The 17,144-nt window shown below is 71.8% G+C and carries 15 protein-coding genes; 11 read left to right on the top strand and 4 right to left on the bottom strand.

Annotated elements, in window-relative coordinates:
* The 4 genes from BGM09_RS33280 to BGM09_RS33265 form a co-directional block, all read left to right on the top strand.
* On the top strand, positions 1 to 1,081 hold a 1,081-nt coding region (locus tag BGM09_RS33280; RefSeq protein WP_188285463.1), incomplete at its 5' end, for an ArsA family ATPase.
* A gap of 132 nt (positions 1,082 to 1,213) precedes the next feature.
* Positions 1,214 to 1,618 (top strand): DUF5304 family protein, encoded by a 405-nt coding sequence (locus BGM09_RS33275; protein WP_188285462.1) that lies wholly within the window; start codon positions 1,214 to 1,216, stop codon positions 1,616 to 1,618.
* 55 nt (positions 1,619 to 1,673) lie between these two features.
* Entirely contained in the window at positions 1,674 to 2,615 is a 942-nt protein-coding gene (locus BGM09_RS33270) for an ROK family glucokinase (protein ID WP_188285461.1), read from the top strand.
* Between the two features lie 4 nt (positions 2,616 to 2,619).
* On the top strand, positions 2,620 to 3,471 hold the full coding sequence (locus BGM09_RS33265) for an endonuclease/exonuclease/phosphatase family protein (RefSeq protein WP_188285460.1): 852 nt from the start codon (positions 2,620 to 2,622) through the stop codon (positions 3,469 to 3,471).
* A 34-nt stretch (positions 3,472 to 3,505) separates the two neighbouring features.
* On the opposite strand, the gene BGM09_RS33260 is transcribed toward BGM09_RS33265, so the two are convergent.
* Both BGM09_RS33260 and BGM09_RS33255 read right to left on the bottom strand, forming a co-directional pair.
* Complete coding sequence (locus BGM09_RS33260) at positions 3,506 to 4,186, bottom strand: hypothetical protein (protein ID WP_188285459.1); 681 nt, start codon at positions 4,184 to 4,186, stop codon at positions 3,506 to 3,508.
* A complete protein-coding gene (locus tag BGM09_RS33255; RefSeq protein ID WP_188285458.1) occupies positions 4,179 to 5,003 on the bottom strand; it encodes an alpha/beta hydrolase in 825 nt (274 codons plus the stop codon). The genes BGM09_RS33260 and BGM09_RS33255 overlap by 8 nt, the downstream gene beginning before the upstream one ends.
* 246 nt (positions 5,004 to 5,249) lie before the next feature.
* Between BGM09_RS33255 and BGM09_RS33250 the strand changes: the two genes are divergently transcribed.
* From BGM09_RS33250 to BGM09_RS33230, 5 genes are all read left to right on the top strand, one after another.
* Positions 5,250 to 6,089 carry a lysophospholipid acyltransferase family protein gene (locus BGM09_RS33250; RefSeq protein ID WP_223187952.1) on the top strand — a complete coding sequence of 280 codons (840 nt, stop codon included), beginning with the start codon at positions 5,250 to 5,252 and terminating at the stop codon, positions 6,087 to 6,089.
* A gap of 25 nt (positions 6,090 to 6,114) precedes the next feature.
* Complete coding sequence (macS, locus tag BGM09_RS33245; RefSeq protein WP_411158395.1) at positions 6,115 to 7,401, top strand: MacS family sensor histidine kinase; 1,287 nt, start codon at positions 6,115 to 6,117, stop codon at positions 7,399 to 7,401.
* A complete protein-coding gene (locus BGM09_RS33240; RefSeq protein WP_188285457.1) occupies positions 7,398 to 8,081 on the top strand; it encodes a response regulator in 684 nt (227 codons plus the stop codon). The genes macS and BGM09_RS33240 overlap by 4 nt, the downstream gene beginning before the upstream one ends.
* 71 nt (positions 8,082 to 8,152) lie before the next feature.
* A complete protein-coding gene (locus BGM09_RS33235) occupies positions 8,153 to 9,181 on the top strand; it encodes a 6-phosphofructokinase (RefSeq protein ID WP_188285456.1) in 1,029 nt (342 codons plus the stop codon).
* A gap of 154 nt (positions 9,182 to 9,335) precedes the next feature.
* Positions 9,336 to 9,971: a uridine kinase gene (locus BGM09_RS33230; RefSeq protein ID WP_188285455.1), complete on the top strand. Its 636-nt coding sequence runs from the start codon at positions 9,336 to 9,338 to the stop codon at positions 9,969 to 9,971.
* Between the two features lie 6 nt (positions 9,972 to 9,977).
* Here the strand turns inward: BGM09_RS33230 and BGM09_RS33225 are convergent, their stop codons facing one another.
* The gene (locus tag BGM09_RS33225) at positions 9,978 to 11,930 is read right to left on the bottom strand and encodes an anthranilate synthase family protein (protein WP_188285454.1); all 1,953 of its coding nucleotides are present in this window, start codon (positions 11,928 to 11,930) and stop codon (positions 9,978 to 9,980) included.
* Between the two features lie 244 nt (positions 11,931 to 12,174).
* Positions 12,175 to 14,982 (bottom strand): N-acetylmuramoyl-L-alanine amidase, encoded by a 2,808-nt coding sequence (locus BGM09_RS33220; RefSeq protein WP_317452988.1) that lies wholly within the window; start codon positions 14,980 to 14,982, stop codon positions 12,175 to 12,177.
* A 384-nt stretch (positions 14,983 to 15,366) separates the two neighbouring features.
* Here BGM09_RS33220 and BGM09_RS33215 point away from each other — a divergent pair, with 384 nt between their 5' ends.
* Together BGM09_RS33215 and BGM09_RS39045 are read left to right on the top strand one after the other, a co-directional pair.
* The gene (locus BGM09_RS33215) at positions 15,367 to 16,716 is read left to right on the top strand and encodes a class II 3-deoxy-7-phosphoheptulonate synthase (RefSeq protein WP_188285453.1); all 1,350 of its coding nucleotides are present in this window, start codon (positions 15,367 to 15,369) and stop codon (positions 16,714 to 16,716) included.
* Positions 16,717 to 16,867: 151 nt separating this feature from the next.
* Positions 16,868 to 17,144, top strand: a 277-nt coding sequence (locus BGM09_RS39045; RefSeq protein ID WP_317452987.1) for a (2Fe-2S)-binding protein, incomplete at its 3' end; no start/stop codon positions are given.

Below are 17,144 nucleotides of genomic sequence, written 5' to 3'. Positions count from 1 at the left end.
GTCCGGATCACCCGCGCTCGGCCGCCCCAGCGCGGTGGACGGCGTGCCGGAACTGCGGGTCGCGGCCGTCGACACCGCCGCCTCCTTCCGGGCCGCCACCCTCGACCTCCAGCAGCGGATCGGCACCCTGCTCGACATGCTCGGCGCGGCCCCCCTCGACCCCGAGGAACTGACCGAGGTCCCCGGCGCCGGCGCGCTCGCCCTGCTGCGGGCGCTGCGCGACGTGCACACCGTCGGCCACGACGACCGGCCGCCGTGGGACCTGGTCGTCGTCGACCTGCCGCCCGTGCGCGAGGCCGTCGCGCTGCTCGCCCTGCCGGAACAACTACGGCGCTACCTGCGGCGGTTGCTGCCCGCCGACCGGCAGGCGGCCCGCGCGCTGCGCCCGGTGCTCGCCCAGCTCGCCGGGGTGCCGATGCCCGCCGAGTGGGCGTACGAGGCCGCCGCCCGCGCCGACCGCGAGCTGTCCGCCGTGCAGTCGGTGATCGAGGACACCGGGACGACCGTGGCGGTCGTCGTGGAGCCGGGGCCGCACGCCGAGCGCGTGCTGCGCGACGCCCGTACCGGACTCGCCCTGTTCGGCCACCGCCTCGAAGCCGTGGTCGCCAACCGTCTGCTGCCCGCAGGCTCCGCCGACCCCTTCCTCGCCGGGCTCGGCGCCCGCCAGCAGGACCGGCTCAAGACGATGGCCGAGACCTGCGCGGCCGACGCGGTGGCGCTGCGCGAACTGCCGCACCTGGGCGCGGAACCGCACGGCGCGGCGGAGCTCGCCGCCCTCGCGACGGACACCAGCTCTCCTCAAGCCGTGCTCTCAGGCGGCCGGGCCGCCGACCCCTGGACCGTCGACGACCGGCTCGCGGCCGAGGGCCACTTCGTGTGGTCGCTGCCCCTGCCCGGCGCGAGCCGCGAAGGACTCGACCTGGTCCGCCGCGGCGACGAACTCGTCCTGGACGCGGGCGGCTTCCGGCGGATCGTGCCGCTGCCGTCCGCCCTGCGCCGCTGTACGGTCTCCGGCGCCGCGCTGCGGGACGGCGTGCTGCGCGTACGGTTCACGCCGGACCCGGCGCTCTGGCCGAACTGAGCGGTCGCCCCCCTGCTCCTGCCCCCCCGCTCCCCGGCTCCCTGCCGCCGGCACCCGCTGTCCCGTCGGCCGGTCGGGTACCGTCGAGTGAGCCGACGCAATCAGCCCGGAGCGCCCCTTTTGGAGCCGATCATGAGCGAATCCACGGAACGTCCCGACGCCGACGCCTGGGCGAAGGCCAGCGCCGAGGACATCGCGGCCGAGCACGCCAGACGGCGCGAACAGGCGGGGCAGGGAGTCGGCAGCGCGGGGGAGGAGCTGCGCCGCCTCGCGGAGGCGTTCGGCGAGGCCGTCACGGACAGACTGGGGGCGCTGCGGAACCCCGCGGTACAGATGGCCGCCCAGGGCGTCATGTCCCAGGTGCGTTCAGTTGTCGAACCCATCAAGGACCGTAATCCGGATGTCTTCGACCATCTGACGGCCGCGGGAGCCGAACTGCTCGCCGCATACCGCTCTGCGGTGGCCCAACACGAGACCCGGTGGACGGGCGAGGACCGCGCTCCGAGTTCACCGACTGAACACATCGACCTCGATTGACCTCCCCTCCGGTACGGTTCTCCTAAGCGGGGATCGACCGAAAACTGAGGGACACATGGGACTCACCATCGGCGTCGACATCGGCGGCACCAAGATCGCGGCCGGCGTGGTCGACGAGGAAGGCTCGATTCTCGAGACCGTCAAGGTGCCGACGCCGCCGACTCCCGAAGGCGTCGTGGACGCGATCGTGGAGGCGGTACGCCAGGTCAGCACCGGTCACCAGATCGAAGCCGTCGGCATCGGCGCCGCCGGCTATGTCGACGACAAGCGCGCCACCGTCCTCTTCGCCCCCAATATCAACTGGCGGCACGAGGCACTGAAGGACAAGGTCGAGCAGCGTGTCGGGCTCCCCGTGGTCGTGGAGAACGACGCCAACGCGGCGGCCTGGGGCGAGTACCGGTTCGGTGCCGGGCAGGGCCATTCCGATGTGATCTGCATCACGCTCGGAACGGGTCTCGGCGGCGGCATCATCATCGGCAACAAGCTGCGGCGCGGCCGGTTCGGCGTCGCGGCCGAGTTCGGTCACATCCGGGTCGTGCCCGACGGGCTGCTGTGCGGTTGCGGCAGTCAGGGCTGCTGGGAGCAGTACGCGTCCGGGCGCGCGCTGGTCAGGTACGCGAAGCAGCGGGCCAACGCGACCCCGGAGAACGCGGAAGTGCTGCTCGCCCTCGGCGACGGCACGGTGGACGGCATCGAGGGCAGGCACATCAGCGCCGCCGCCCGCCAGGGCGACCCGGTCGCCGTCGACTCCTTCCGCGAGCTGGCCCGTTGGGCGGGCGCCGGCCTGGCCGACCTGGCCTCGCTCTTCGACCCGTCGGCGTTCATCGTCGGAGGCGGTGTGTCGGACGAGGGCGAACTGGTCCTCGACCCGATCCGCAAGTCCTTCCGGCGCTGGCTGATCGGCGGGGAGTGGCGTCCGCACGCGCAGGTGCTGGCCGCCCAACTCGGCGGCAAGGCGGGGCTGGTGGGCGCGGCCGACCTGGCACGACAGGGCTGACACGATGACAGTGGAGGATCTGCCGAGTTCCGCCACCGAGCCGGGGGGCTCGGCGGTCGTCCGCGTGCTCAGTTACAACATCCGTTCCATGCGGGACGACACGGCGGCGCTGGCCCGGGTGATCCGGGCCTGCGCCCCCGATCTCGTCCTCGTCCAAGAGGCGCCGCGGTTCTTCCGATGGCGTAAGGCCGCGGCCCGCCTCGCCCGTGCGTCCGGCCTGGTGTACGTGACCGGCGGGGCGACCGCCGCGGGCCCGATGATCCTTTCCTCGCTCCGCGCGCATGTGGAGCGGGTCGAGGATCCGCTCATGCCGCACCGGCCCCCGCTGCACCAGCGGGGGTTCGCGACCGCCGTGCTCAGGATCGGCGGCGCGCGGCTGGCCGCCGTCTCCACCCACCTGAGCCTGTCGCCCGCCGAGCGGTACGAGCAGGCCGGGTACGTACTGGACCGGGTGGCCGCGATGGGCGAGCCGTACGCGGTGCTGGGCGGCGACTTCAACGAGCCGCCGGACCGCCCCGGCTTCTCCCGGATCGCCGACGTCCTCCAGGACGGCTTCGCCACCGCCCCGTGGGGCTCCGGGATCACCAACCACCGGGCGCCGTTCCAGCGGATCGACGCCGTCTTCAGCACACCGGGCATCGAGGTGCTGGGCTGCGGGGTCCCGTTGGGCCTGCCCGGAGTCAACGAGGCCGATCTGTACGCGGCCACCGATCACATGCCGGTGCTCGCCGCGCTCCGCGTACCCGCCACCGCGATGGAGGCGGAAGCGGGAGCGGGAGCGGAGGCCGAGGCGGACGCGCGGGCCGGGGCCGAGGCCGAGGCCGAAGTGCAAGCCGAGGTGGAAGCGGCGGGTTAGGGCCGCCGCCGCTCCTCCGCAGGGACGCGGGGCCTCAGACGACGGCCCCGCCGCCCGGCAGGTCGTCGTCGTCCTCTCCCGTGCGCATCCGCGCGACCAGCGTCGTGAAGCCGCCGAGGAAGCCGCCGACGCCCAAGAGGATGGCCCACCAGGTGAGTTCGACCTGGAAGAGGACGAAGCCCAGCATGAGCAGCGGTCCGCCCAGGACCGCGATCCAGGCGAATTTCGTGGTGACGTCCGCGTCGGGCAGCGGCGGCGGCTCGGGCGGCACGTAATGCGCGTCCTCGTCGTCGTCGGCCAGTTCATAGTCGCGCGGGCCCTGGATGACCGGGTGCACGACGATGCTGCGGCTGGAGCCGGGCAGCGCGGGATGCGCGGCGCCCGCCGTCGCGTCGGGCTCGGCCTCGCCCTCGTCGTCCTTCTCGTCGTCCGCCGAGCCGTCCCCCGAGGCGTCCGCCGAGCCGTCCCCCGAAGCGTTCTCCGACCGGTCCCCCGAGCCGTCCGCGGACCGGCCGCCCGGTCCCCGGCCGGTGCCCGACGTGGTGGGCCCCGAGGCCGTCTCCGTGACGTTCTCCGAGTCGGGCCACGCCACCGACCCCGGCTCGGGCTCGTCGTCGTAGCCGGCGATCAGCGCGGCCCACGCCGCGTCCTCGTCGAGCGGCGGACGGGCCGGCTCCTCCTGCGGTGCGGTGCCCTCGTCCTCGCGGTCAGCCACCGGCCGTACCCCCCTTTACCGCTTCGTCGGCCGCGCCGCCCTCGGCGAGGTCCCCTGAGGGCTCCCCGCCCGGCCGGGACAGCCGCTGGATGAAGTCGTACGACTCCGTGAAGATCTGCTCGGCGTCGTGGTCGAGCGTGGCCACGTGGAAACTGCGCTCCAGCACCCGCTCGGTGACATCGGTCGAGGAGACCTTGCTGAGCACCACCGCCGAATTCGACGGGTGCACTACATGGTCGACCCTGCTGTGCAGGAGCAGCAGCGGCTGGGTGACCTGCGGCAGCCCGGCGTGCACGACGGGCCAGAACTTGCTGAGCGAGTGCACGGCGTGCAGCGGCGTCCGGTCGTAGCCGAGCTCGGCGCCGCCCTCACGGGCGATGTCGCTGGCGATACCGGGCACCGACGGCACCAGGTGCCGCAGCACGGGCACCGCCTTGAGCTGGAGGCTGTCCGCCTTCACCGACGGGTTCACCAGCACGATCCCGCTGATCGCGGCGCCGTGCCGCTCGGCCAGCCGCAGCGTCAGCGTGCCGCCCATCGACAGACCGCAGACGAAGACCCGTGAGCAGCGGGCGGACAGCGACCGCAGCTCGCGGTCGACCTCGGCGTACCAGTCCTGCCAGCCGGTGACCTGCATGTCCTGCCAGCGGGTGCCGTGGCCGGGCAGCAGGGGGACGGAGACGGTCAGCCCGCGGGCGGCCAGATATTCGCCCCAGGGACGCATGGACTGCGGTGTACCGGTGAATCCGTGACAGATCAGGACGCCGATCTCGCCGCCGTCATGGCGGTACGGCTCGGCTCCGGGCATGAGCGGCACCGTGGGTCTCCTGTTCGGGGGCGCGATCGCGGGTACACGACGGTAGAAGGTTCAGCGTACGCGGACCGGATACCAAGCGGTAAGCCCCGTCGGTGGCCGCGGCGGCCGTGGCCCGGCGGCCATGGTGCCGTCTTGACGTCGTCATGACGTGGCCACGGTGCCGGGGCGCGTGGGGAGAGACCGCGCCCGACTGGCGTTAAGGTCTTCCCGTCGGCTACAGGAGGTCCTCGGTTGTTCTACGGTGCGATGAAGATCGCCATCGGCTCGCCGCTCAAGGCTGCCTTCCGCCCCTGGGTGGAGGGCCTGGAGAACATCCCCAGGGAAGGGCCGGCGATCCTGGCGAGCAACCACTTGTCCTTCTCGGACTCCTTCTTCCTGCCCGCGATGCTGGACCGCAAGGTCACCTTCATCGCGAAGGCCGAGTACTTCACCTCCCCCGGAGTCAAGGGGAAGCTGACGGCCGCCTTCTTCAAGGGCGTCGGACAGCTCCCGGTGGACCGCTCGGGCGCGCGCGGCGCGGGCGAGGCCGCGGTCAAGAGCGGCATCGCGGTGCTGGAGCGCGGTGAGCTCTTCGGCATCTACCCCGAGGGCACCCGCTCGCCCGACGGCCGCCTGTACCGCGGCAAACCCGGCGGACTCGCCCGGGTGGCGCTGGCCAGCGGCGCCCCGGTGATCCCGGTCGCGATGATCGACACCGAGAAGGTGCAGCCGGTCGGCCAGGTGATGCCCAAGCTCTCCATCCGCCCCGGCATCCGGATCGGCAAGCCGCTGGACTTCAGCCGCTACCACGGCATGGAGGGCGACCGCTTCATTCTGCGCTCGGTCACCGACGAGGTGATGTACGAGATCATGAAGCTGTCCGGCCAGGAGTACGTGGACATCTACGCCACCGCCGCCAAGCGCCAGATCGCCGAGGCCGCCAAGCGCGCCGCCGAACTGGAGAAGGCCGCGGGCCGCGACTCCGGCACGGACGGGGAATCCGGCACGGACGGGGAATCCGGCACCGGGAGCGAGGGAACCGGGGACGGGGGAACCGGCGAGGGCGACCCCGGCGACATAAAGCAGGAGCAGCCCGCAGGCCAGTGACCGGCCGCGGGGGAGGGGACCCGGCATGAGGATGTCCGTCGAACAGCCGCTGTGGCGCGCGCTGGTCGCCTACCGTGTCCTGACCCTCGGTTACGCGCTGTCGCTGTACGTCTACGCGTACAACGACCTGCTGCACCCGCTCGGCGCCGGTGCGTACATGCTGGTGCTCGCGGTGTGGACGCTGTCCACGCTCGGCCGCGTGATGTCGGCCGAGCGCTGCACCAAGCGCTTCCTGACCATCGACCTCACGGTCGCCATCACCGGCATCCTGCTCACCGCCGTGGTCGACACCCAGGCCAGGATCGACTCGGGCTCCTTCACGCTGCCGTCGATATGGACCGCGGGCTCGGTGCTGGCCTTCGCCGTCAAGGGCGGCTGGCGGTGGGCCGCGGTCGCCTCCACGCTGGTCGCCGCCGCGGACCTGATCGAGCGCGGCTCACCCGGCCGCGACACCCTGCACAATGTCGTGCTGATCTGGGTGGCGAGCATCGCCATCGGCTACGTGGTCGAGGTCGCGCGGGCCAGCGAGCGCACCCTGGCCCGCGCCCTCCAGATCGAGGCCGCCACCCGGGAGCGGGAGCGGCTGGCCCGTGACATCCACGACGGGGTGCTCCAGGTGCTCGCCATGGTGCAGCGGCGCGGCAACCAGGCCGGGGGAGAGGCCGCGGAACTGGGCCGGATGGCGGGCGAGCAGGAGGCCGCGCTGCGCACGCTGATCACCGGCGGCCCGCTGCCCGAGGCGCGCGACGCCGGTGACGCCCTGACGTCGGGTCCGCACGACCTCACCACGCTCCTCACGCCGTACGCCTCGGCGAGCGTCACGCTGTCCGCGCCCGGCACGCCCGTCCTGCTCGCACCGGACGCGGCGGCCGAACTGACCGCCGCCGTGGGCGCGGCGCTGGACAATGTGCGCAAGCACGCCGGCGACGGCGCGCACGCCTGGATTCTGGTGGAGGACGAGCCGGACGCGGTGCTGGTCAGCGTGCGGGACGACGGCCCCGGCATCTGCGAGGGGCGGCTGGCCGCGGCGGCGGACGAGGGGCGGCTCGGTGTCGCCCAGTCGATCCGCGGCCGGCTGCGGGACCTCGGCGGCACCGCCGTGGTGGAGTCGGTGCCGGGCCAGGGCACGGAGGTCGAACTCCGGCTGCCCAGGGGGCCGTCGAAGGACACCGCCGCCGCGCCCGTGTCCGAGCCGGAGGACACCGAATCCGCGCCCGTATCCGAATCCGCGCCCGTATCCGGCGCTGACCCCGTATCCCGGGCCGTGCCCGTGCCCGTGCTCAGCGAGACAGAGGGAAGCAGGACCGCATGACCGATCAGTCCGTGACGGTGATGGTCGTCGACGACCACCCCATGTGGCGCGACGCCGTGGCCCGCGACCTGTCCGACTCCGGCTTCACGGTGGTGGCCACCGCGGGCGACGGTCCCGAGGCGATCAGGCGGGCGCGCGCCGCCCGCCCGCAGGTGATCGTCCTCGACCTCAACCTGCCCGGCGCCTCGGGCGTGCAGGTGTGCAAGCAGGTCATGTCGGACGACCCCGCCGTACGCGTCCTGGTGCTGTCCGCCAGCGGCGAGCACGAGGACGTCCTGGAAGCGGTCAAGTCCGGTGCCACCGGCTATCTGCTGAAGTCCGCGGGCCGCGACGAACTGGTCGACGCGGTCCGCAGGACCGCCGTCGGCGACCCGGTGTTCACGCCGGGCCTGGCCGGACTCGTACTCGGCGAGTACCGCAGGCTGGCGACCGTGCCGCCGCCCGCCACGACCGGCGAACCCGCCGCGCCCCGGCTCACCGAGCGCGAGACCGAGGTGCTGCGGCTGGTCGCCAAGGGCCTGAGCTACAAGCAGATCGCGCAGCGTCTGGTCATCTCGCACCGGACCGTGCAGAACCACGTGCAGAACACCCTCGGCAAACTCCAGCTCCACAATCGCGTCGAGCTTGTCCGATACGCGATCGAGGCCGGTCTTGACGGCGACCTGGACGGCGACATGTGACCCAAGTCACGCTAGCTTGGCCGGTGTTTGTCACATCCGGCACAGCTGGCTTGCGACGAAGGGAAGAGTCCATGCGGGTCGGAGTTCTGACCGGCGGCGGTGACTGCCCAGGTCTCAACGCGGTCATTCGCGGCATCGTCCGTAAAGGCGTCCAGGAGTACGGGTACGAATTCACCGGCTACCGGGACGGTTGGCGCGGTCCCCTCGAAGGGGACATCGTGCCGCTCGACATCCCGGCCGTCCGCGGCATCCTGCCGCGCGGCGGCACCATACTCGGGTCCTCGCGCACCAACCCGCTCAAGGTCGAGGGCGGCGTGGAGCGCGTCCAGCGCAATCTCGTCGAACAGGGCGTGGACGCGCTCATCGTGATCGGCGGCGAGGACACCCTCGGCGTGGCGGCCACCCTCCACGACGAACACGGCGTCAAGGTCGTCGGCGTCCCCAAGACCATCGACAACGACCTGTCCGCGACCGACTACACCTTCGGCTTCGACACGGCCGTCAACATCGCCACCGAGGCCATCGACCGGCTGCACACCACCGCCGAGTCCCACATGCGCGTCCTGGTCGTCGAGGTGATGGGACGGCACGCGGGCTGGATAGCCCTGCACTCCGGCCTCGCGGGCGGCGCCAACGTCATCCTCATCCCGGAACAGCGCTTCGACCTCGACCAGGTCTGCGCGTGGGTCGAGAGCCGCTTCAAGATCCGCTACGCGCCGATCGTGGTCGTCGCCGAGGGCGCCATGCCCAAGGACGGCGACATGGTCCTCAAGGACGGCACCCTGGACTCCTTCGGCCACGTCCGGCTCTCCGGGATCGGCGAGTGGCTGGCCAAACAGATCGAGAAGCGCACCGGAAAGGAGGCCAGGACCACCGTCCTCGGCCACGTCCAGCGCGGCGGCACCCCCAGCGCCTTCGACCGCTGGCTCGCCACCCGCTTCGGCCTGCACGCCATCGAGGCGGTCCGCGACGGGGACTTCGGCAAGATGGTCGCGCTGCGCGCCACCGACATCGTCCGGGTGCCGATCGCGGACGCCACCGCCCGTATCAAGACCGTCGATCCGCTGCTCTACGAGGAGGTCGGCGTCTTCTTCGGCTAGACCGCCGCCGAGCCGGAAATTCTTTTGCCCGTCGCTTGCCCGACGCCGCTTGTCACCAGCGATCTCCTCGCCCTATTCTCCCTCCACCCGGCATCGGACCTGTCCCGTCCCGCCGCTTCCTTTCCCCCCATTGAGCACATGAGGAGCGCCCGGTATGACGGGTGTGGCGAGTGGGCAGCACGTGCCCCTACTGGCGGTCGCAGGCGGCACCGCATCCGGCAAGTCCACGCTTGCCGAGGCGTTGGCGCGGCATGACCCGGAGACCGTCGGTCTCATCCATCTCGACGACTTCTACGTCCCCGCGCACGATCCTGTGCGCGGGGTACGTACGCGGAGCGCCTCGGGCGCCGACACCCTGGACTGGAACCATCCGGGTTCCATCGACGAGGGCGCCGTCACGGCGGCGGTCGACGCCGCGACCTCCGGCGGGCGGTACCGACTGGTCGTCGTCGAGGGCCTGTTCGCCCTCACCCTCCCCGCCGTCGTCACCCGCGCCACCTGGCGCGTGTACGTCGACACGCCGGACGACATCCGGCTGGCCCGGAAGATCCTCCGCAAGATCGACGTCCTCGGCCAGGACCCCGGTCTCTCGCTGCGCAACTACCTCCTCAGCGGTCGCGAACGCCACGCCGAGTACGTGGCGCCCTCCCGCGCCCGCGCGGACCTGGTCCTGGACGGTACGGCCGAGGAGTACGTGATGCTCGACGCGGTCGCCATGCTGATGGGCGCGCCCGGCGCCCCCAGCGCCCCCGAGCGGCTCGCCCCGCAGGCCGAGCCGCTCGCGGTCTGACCTCCTTCAGGCGACCGTCACCGCGGTCAGCAGCTCGGCTACCACGGCGGGGCCGTTCAGGGTCAGGACGGACTCGGGGTGGAACTGGACGCCGGCGAAGCCGGGGCCGCGCAGGGCGTGGACGTCCCCGGTGGCGGGGTCCAGGCTCAACTCGACCTGGTGCATGGCCAGTTCCTCCGCGACGGCGGAACCGGAGGCGCAGCGGGCGGTGAAGGTGTTGTAGAAGCCGACGGTCTCGGGGCGCCCGAAGAAGTCGATCCGCTCCTGGGCGCCCTGCGCGGGACGCGCCTTGCGGACGATATCGAGGCCGAGTTCGGCGGCGAGCAGCTCGTGGCCGAGGCAGACGCCGAGGATGCCGTGCCGGTGCCGGGCGACGAGATCGGCCGCCAGGCCGCGCAGCAGCCGCATCTTGGGGTCGGCGGTGTCGGACGGGTCGCCGGGCCCGGGGCCGAGGACGACGGGTCCCGGGTGGTCCAGGGCGGCCTCCCGCAGACCGGGCTCGTCGAAGCGCCGTACCGTCACGGCCAGCCCCGAGGAGCGCAGGACGTGCGCGAGCATCGCGGTGAAGGTGTCCTCGCCGTCCACGACCAGGGCGTGCGCGGTCGGCGGCGCCTCGTCCGTGCGCGCGGTCCGCATCCGCAGCCAGAACGGGGCGAGGTGCGCCCGCCGGGCGTCGAGCGCCGCCCGTACCCGGATGTCGTCGGCCAGCCTCGGCCGTACCCCGCCCGCCGGGGCCGCGGGGGCCGGGCGGACACCGAGGGCGGTGAGCACCCCGGCGACCTTGGCGTGGGTCTCGGCGACCTCCCCGTACGGCTCGGAGCGCCGGACGAGCGTCGCGCCGACCGGCACCTTCAGCTCGCCCGCCGGGGAGATCTCGGCGGTGCGGATGAGGATCGGCGAGTCCAGCGTCTGCGCGCCGCCCGCGTCGCGGCCGAGCAGGGCGAGCGCGCCCGCGTAGTAGCCGCGCCCCGCGCCGTCGGGGCCGACCGGCTCGTAGCGCTCGATGACACGGCACGCGTTCTGCACCGGTGAGCCGGTCACGGTCGCGGCGAACATCGTCTCGCGCAGCACGTCCCGCACGTCCATGGTGGAGCGCCCGCGCAACTCGTACTCGGTGTGCGCGAGATGGGCCATCTCCTTCAGCCGCGGGCCGACGACGACCCCGCCGAGGTCGCCGACCGTGCACATCATCTTCAGCTCCTCGTCCACGACCATCGTCAGCTCCTCCACCTCCTTCGGGTCGTGCAGGAACGCCAGCAGCCCCTCGGCCGACGGCCCTTCGGCCGGGTAGCGGTAGGTGCCGCTGATCGGGTTCATCACCACCGCGCTGCCCGACATCCGTACGTGCACCTCGGGGCTCGCGCCGACCAGGGTGCGCTCGGGCGTGTGCACCACATACGTCCAGTACGCGCCGCGCTCGCCGCGCAGCAGCCGGGCGAAGAGCGCGAGCGCCGCGTCCGGGCCGTGGTCGGCGACCGTGCCCCGGAAGGTACGGCGGATCACGAAGTTGGCGCCCTCGCCGCGCCCGATCTCGTCCTCGATGACCCGCTCGACGATGCCCGCGTACGTGTCGTCGTCCACGTCGAAGGCGCCGCCCTCGACGCGTACCTCGCGGTCGGGGAGCGCGGCCAGCAGGCCGGCGAGCGGGAACGCGTACGACTCGTCGGGACGCAGCACGGTCAGCGGGGTGCCGTCGTCGTGGACGTCGAAGCCGCGCTCGCGGATCTGCCGGAACGGGACGAGGGCGAGCGCGTCGGTGGCCGGGGAGCCGTCGGCGGGCGCACCCGTCGGCAGCGGGATGTCGGCCAGCCGCTCGACGGACCCGACCGGGCCGAGCAGCACCTCCACCACGGCGTCCTGGCGGCCGGGCGTACGGCGGTGCAGCAGCGCGAACGGCGGGCAGCCGGGGGCGGTCAGGCGCTCGACGAGGGCGTGCGGGGTGGGCTGGGTGACGTGCACGGCGGTTCCTTCCAGGGGAGTTCGGAAGGGGCGGCCGGCCCGGCGGGGAAACGCCGAAGGCCGCCCCTGGGGGCGGCCTTCGCGAAGTGTCGTGCGCGCGATCAGTGGGCCGCCGGAGGAGCGGTCCACCACCAGTTCCGGTTCAGCGACTGGTTCTTCATCGTCGGCGCGGTCATGCCGCCGACCTTAGCGCACGGCCCGCGGGTGGCACAGCCCGAACAACCGGGCCGTGCCACCCGTGCGGTCAGAACAGCAGGTTGTACGCGTTCCAGCCGGGGCCGATCTTCACCTTGGTGGCGAACGGCCCGCCGGTCGCGGTGCCCCGGCCCTGGTAGTACCAGAGGTTCCCGGCGGAGTCCCGGGCCACCAGGTCGCCCTTGCCGTCGCCGTTGAGGTCGCTGGCGCCGACGAGGGTGTTGTACGCGTTCCAGCCCGGCCCGATCTGGACCTTGGGCGCGTACGGCCCGGTGGCGATACCCGTGCCCTTGTAGAGCCACAGCACACCGGAGGCGTCGCGGGCGATCAGGTCGGCCTTGCCGTCCCCGGTGATGTCACCCGTGCTGACCAGCAGGTTGTACGCGTTCCAGCCGGGGCCGATCTTCACCTTGGTGGCGAAGGGCGCCGCCGGGTTGCCGCTGCCCTGGTAGTACCAGAGGTTGCCGGAGGCGTCGCGGCCGATCAGGTCGGCCTTGCCGTCGCCGTTGAGGTCCCGGGCGCCGATGATCATGTTGTAGACGTTCCAGCCGGGCCCGGTCTTCAGCCGCGCCTTGAACGGCGCCGACGGCTTGCCGCTGCCCTGGTAGTACCAGAGCACGCCAGAGGCGTCGCGGGCCACCAGGTCACCGGTGCCGTCCGCGCGCAGCGCGGTCATCGCGGTGATCGCGTTGAAGATCTGCCAGCCGGGACCGACCTTGAACTTGGTGTAGAAGGGTCCGGTCGCGTTGCCCGTGCCCTGGTACTGGTACAGGCCGCCGGAGGCGTCGCGGGCCAGCAGGTTGTAGCGGGTGGTGCCCGGGTCGGGCGCGGCGCTCGTCTGCTGCTGGACGTCACTGACGAGGACATATCCGATCCGGTGGTTGAACCGGATCGGATAGAAAGACTTCGTCTTGCTCGTGATCAGGGTGCGGTCGCCGGGTGCGTCACCGTTGATGTTCTTCGCGTAGTAGAAGTCACCGGCGACTGCGGGTCCGGCCTGGGCGTACGACTGACCCGCCGGGATCGAGTACTTCGAGAGCGACTTGTCGGTGTCTTGCGGGATCTCCACCGGAGTGCCGGAAAAGGCGGCGGTGTCGGGGTAGGTGCGCCCGTACACCGGGACGGCGGCACTGCCCTTGGGCGTCAGGAAGGTCTGGGTCCCGCCGTTCACGGGGGCGGTCCACTGATTGCCCGGGTTGTTGAACCAGGCCTTCTGCCCGCCGTACCAGATCGCCGTCCAGTCGCCGCTGGTGCCCGCCACCACGTAGCGCGTACCGGCCACGGCCTTGTCACCCCAGTCCGGACCTCGGCTGGTGCCCGCGCCCGAGGAGCGCAGGTACGGGTCCGAGAGCAGCGGCGCCGTACTGGACGCGCTGGTGCGCAGCCACACGAAGTCGGCGGGCTGCGTGTACGTCTCCAGCGACCCGGTGGGGGGCTGGTAGGTGACCGTGGGCTGGTTGGCCGTGGTGAACGGCGGCACGATGGTGACGATCTGACCGACCTTGAGCGGTCCGCCCGCGCTGCCCACGCCGGTGGGGGCGCCGATCAGCGCCATGTAGTGGTTCCAGTCCCAGTACGGGCCCGGATCCCAGTGCATGCCGGCGACGTAGGAGTCGAGCGGTCCTGGCACCTCGTCGTGGCCGAAGATGTGCTCGCGGTCCAGCGGGATGTGGTACTTCGCGGCGAGGAATTTCACCAGCGTGGCCGAGGAGTTGTACTCGGGCTCGCTGTACCAGGAGCCCTTCTTTATGGCATAGCCCTCGTGCTCGATGCCGATGGAGTGCTGGTTGACGCCCATGTTGCCGGCGTGCCAGACGATGTTCTTGTTCTCCACCATCTGTGTGACCTTGCCGTCCGAGGCACGGATCACGTAGTTGGCCCCGGCCAGCGTCGCCGGGTTCTGGAAGGTGTTGAGCACCGACGCGTACGCGGCCTCGGTGTCGTGGATGACGATGTAGCGGATATCGGGGCTGCCGTTGCCGGGGCTCGCGTCCGGCTGCCGGTTGGCGATGTCGTAGTTGCCGTACTTCGACGGGTCCCCTGTGCCGTTCTGCTTGTATGCGGCGGGCACGTAGTCGCAGGCCAGCGAGGCCGGGCACTCCGGCGTCGGGTTCGCCGTGGCGTCCGCCTGAGCTGCCAGCGGCGTCTTCGCGAGGGGCACCGCCTTCACCGACGGCGCGGGGGCGAGTGACACCTGCTGGCCGTCCGCTGTGACGGTGCTCGCGCCGTCGCGCAGGGTGCCGAAGACGCGGTCCGCGAAGAGCTTCGCGCCCGCGGCGTCCGGCGACTGGCTGTACCGGGCGACGGCCGCGTACCAGCGTCCGGCGTCGGCGGGCAGTGAGCCGTAGGCGTCCTTCTCGTACTGCGCGAGCAGCGCCGCGCCCCCGCGGACACTCTCCGCGCGGTCACCGCGCAGGTCGGCGGCGGGCGTGCCGATCAGCTTCGCCGCCGCGTCCAGAGTGTGCAGCCGCGGGTCGGCGGTGTCGACCTTGCCGATCGGGGCGCTGCGGGCCGCCGCTGCGTCGAAGTCCTTGGTGCGGCTCGGGTCGCCGCTCTGGTTGACCTCGTTCGTCACCTCGGCGGCGGTCGGCTGCTCCAGGTCGGAGCTGTTCACCTGGGTGAGGCCCATGACGTTGTAGTTGCCCGTGGTGCTCGGCTGTCCGTTGTGCGCTTCCCACAGCGTCTGCTGGTACGAGACGGCCATCAGCACGCTCTGCGGGACCTTGAACTCCTTCGCCGCGGACGCGAAGGCGTCCTGCAACGAGGTGGCGGAGCCACCCGCCTTGGCGTCCGTCCCGCCCCCGGGTGACGGTGTCGCGATGGCGATGGTGCCGTATGTGGCGACGGAGGCCAGCACGACGGCGGCGGCTCCGTAAGCGATCAGTGATTTCTTCCGGCGGTGTCTACGTGTCAACGCGCAGCCCTCGGCTATTCCGGCACGCGAGTCGCGCGCCCTCCCCTTGATGACCGCGGGGTTCGGCGGTCACTGGCCCTGGTACCGGTCCGGCGGATCGCGAACGGCCCCTTCGGTTCCTGGACGGCTCGTGCGATCCGCCCGGCAGGTCCTGAGGACCTGTCCGGCCGCCAGACATTAGCAGTCACGGAAGGGACAGGAGTGGACCGGGTCCGTGTCGCCCACCGGACTTTTCGCCTCCGTTTTTGACCGGTAGTGGCGAGCGGGTCCGTCTCACTTCCTGAGCGGGGCCATTAGCACGCGACACGACCCCGTAATGTTGGGCCCGTGACCGTGAACGCAGATATCCACGCCGGTGACAACACCTGGCATTCTCTTCCCGCGGCGCAGCAGCCTGAGTGGCCCGACTCCGAGGCTCTGCGCGATGTGATCGCCGACCTCGCCTCGTATCCGCCGCTCGTCTTCGCGGGGGAGTGCGACCAGTTGCGCACCCGCCTGGCGGCTGTGGCCAAGGGCGAGGCGTTCCTGCTCCAGGGCGGTGACTGCGCGGAGGCGTTCGACGCCGTCGGCGCGGACCAGATCCGCAACAAGCTCAAGACGCTGCTCCAGATGGGAGCGGTGCTCACCTACGCGGCGTCCGTGCCGGTGGTCAAGGTCGGCCGGATCGCCGGGCAGTACAGCAAGCCGCGCTCCAAGCCGACCGAGACCCGCGACGGCGTGACCCTGCCGACCTACCGCGGCGACTCGGTCAACGGTTTCGACTTCACCCCCGAGGCCCGCATCCCGGACCCCGAGCGGCTCAAGCGGATGTACCACGCGTCCGCGTCCACGCTGAACCTGGTGCGCGCCTTCACCACCGGCGGTTACGCCGACCTGCGCCAGGTCCACGCCTGGAACCAGGACTTCGTCAAGTCCTCGCCGTCCGGGCAGCGTTACGAGGCGCTGGCCCGCGAGATCGACAGGGCGCTGAACTTCATGGCCGCCTGCGGCACCGACCCGGCCGAGTTCCGCACGGTCGAGTTCTACGCCTCCCACGAGGCGCTGCTGCTCGACTACGAGACCGCGCTGACCCGTACCGACTCGCGGACCGGGCGGCTGTACGACGTCTCCGGTCACATGGTGTGGATCGGCGAGCGGACCCGGCAGCTCGACGGCGCGCACATCGAGTTCGCCTCCCGGATCAGCAACCCGATCGGCATCAAGCTCGGTCCGGGCACCAGCCCGGAGGAGGCGCTCTCCTACATCGAGCGGCTCGACCCGGAGCGCGAGCCGGGGCGGCTGACCTTCATCGTGCGGATGGGCGCCGACAAGGTGCGCGACAAGCTGCCGACGCTGGTGGAGAAGGTCACCGCGTCCGGCGCGCAGGTCGCCTGGGTCTGCGACCCGATGCACGGCAACACCTTCGAGGCGGCCTCAGGACACAAGACCCGGCGCTTCGACGACGTGCTCGACGAGGTCAAGGGCTTCTTCGAGGTGCACCACGCCCTCGGTACGCACCCGGGCGGCATCCACGTCGAGCTGACTGGTGACGACGTCACCGAGTGCGTCGGCGGGGGCGACGAGATCTTCGTCGACGACCTGCACCAGCGGTACGAGACGGCCTGCGACCCGCGGCTCAACCGCAGCCAGTCGCTTGACCTGGCCTTCCTCGTGGCCGAGATGTACCGCGGGCAGTAGCGCGCGGCGGCCCTACCGGCCGTTTCGTCCAGAGGGGCGCGGATCACACCGATCCGCGCCCCTCGGCGCTTTTCCTGATCAGGGGCGCCGGGTAAGGTAAGGATAACCTCAGCTCCTGAGGCGCTCCTGAGCCCCGATCGGCGGTGACCGCGTGTACGTCTGCTCCTGCTTCGGCATCACCGAGCAGCAGGTCAAGCAGCACGCCGACGACGGCCGCTGCACCCCGCGCCAGATCGCCTCCGCCTGCAAGGCGGGCACCGACTGCGGCTCCTGCGTCAAGCGCATCCAGGGTCTCCTCGGCCGCGGCGCCGCCCCGGCCGCCACCCGTACCCAGCGCCTCGCGGCGATGCTCGCGGACGCCCGCGGCGCGGAGCGGCCGGTCACGGCGCGGGTGGAGCCGGACGTCCCGGCGGTGGTCCGCGCAGAGC

This window comes from Streptomyces sp. CBMA29 (genome assembly GCF_014596445.1).
Lineage (GTDB): Bacteria > Actinomycetota > Actinomycetes > Streptomycetales > Streptomycetaceae > Actinacidiphila.
The sequence above is the reverse complement of the archived record's forward strand: the minus strand, read 5'-3'. Positions and strand labels throughout refer to the sequence as shown.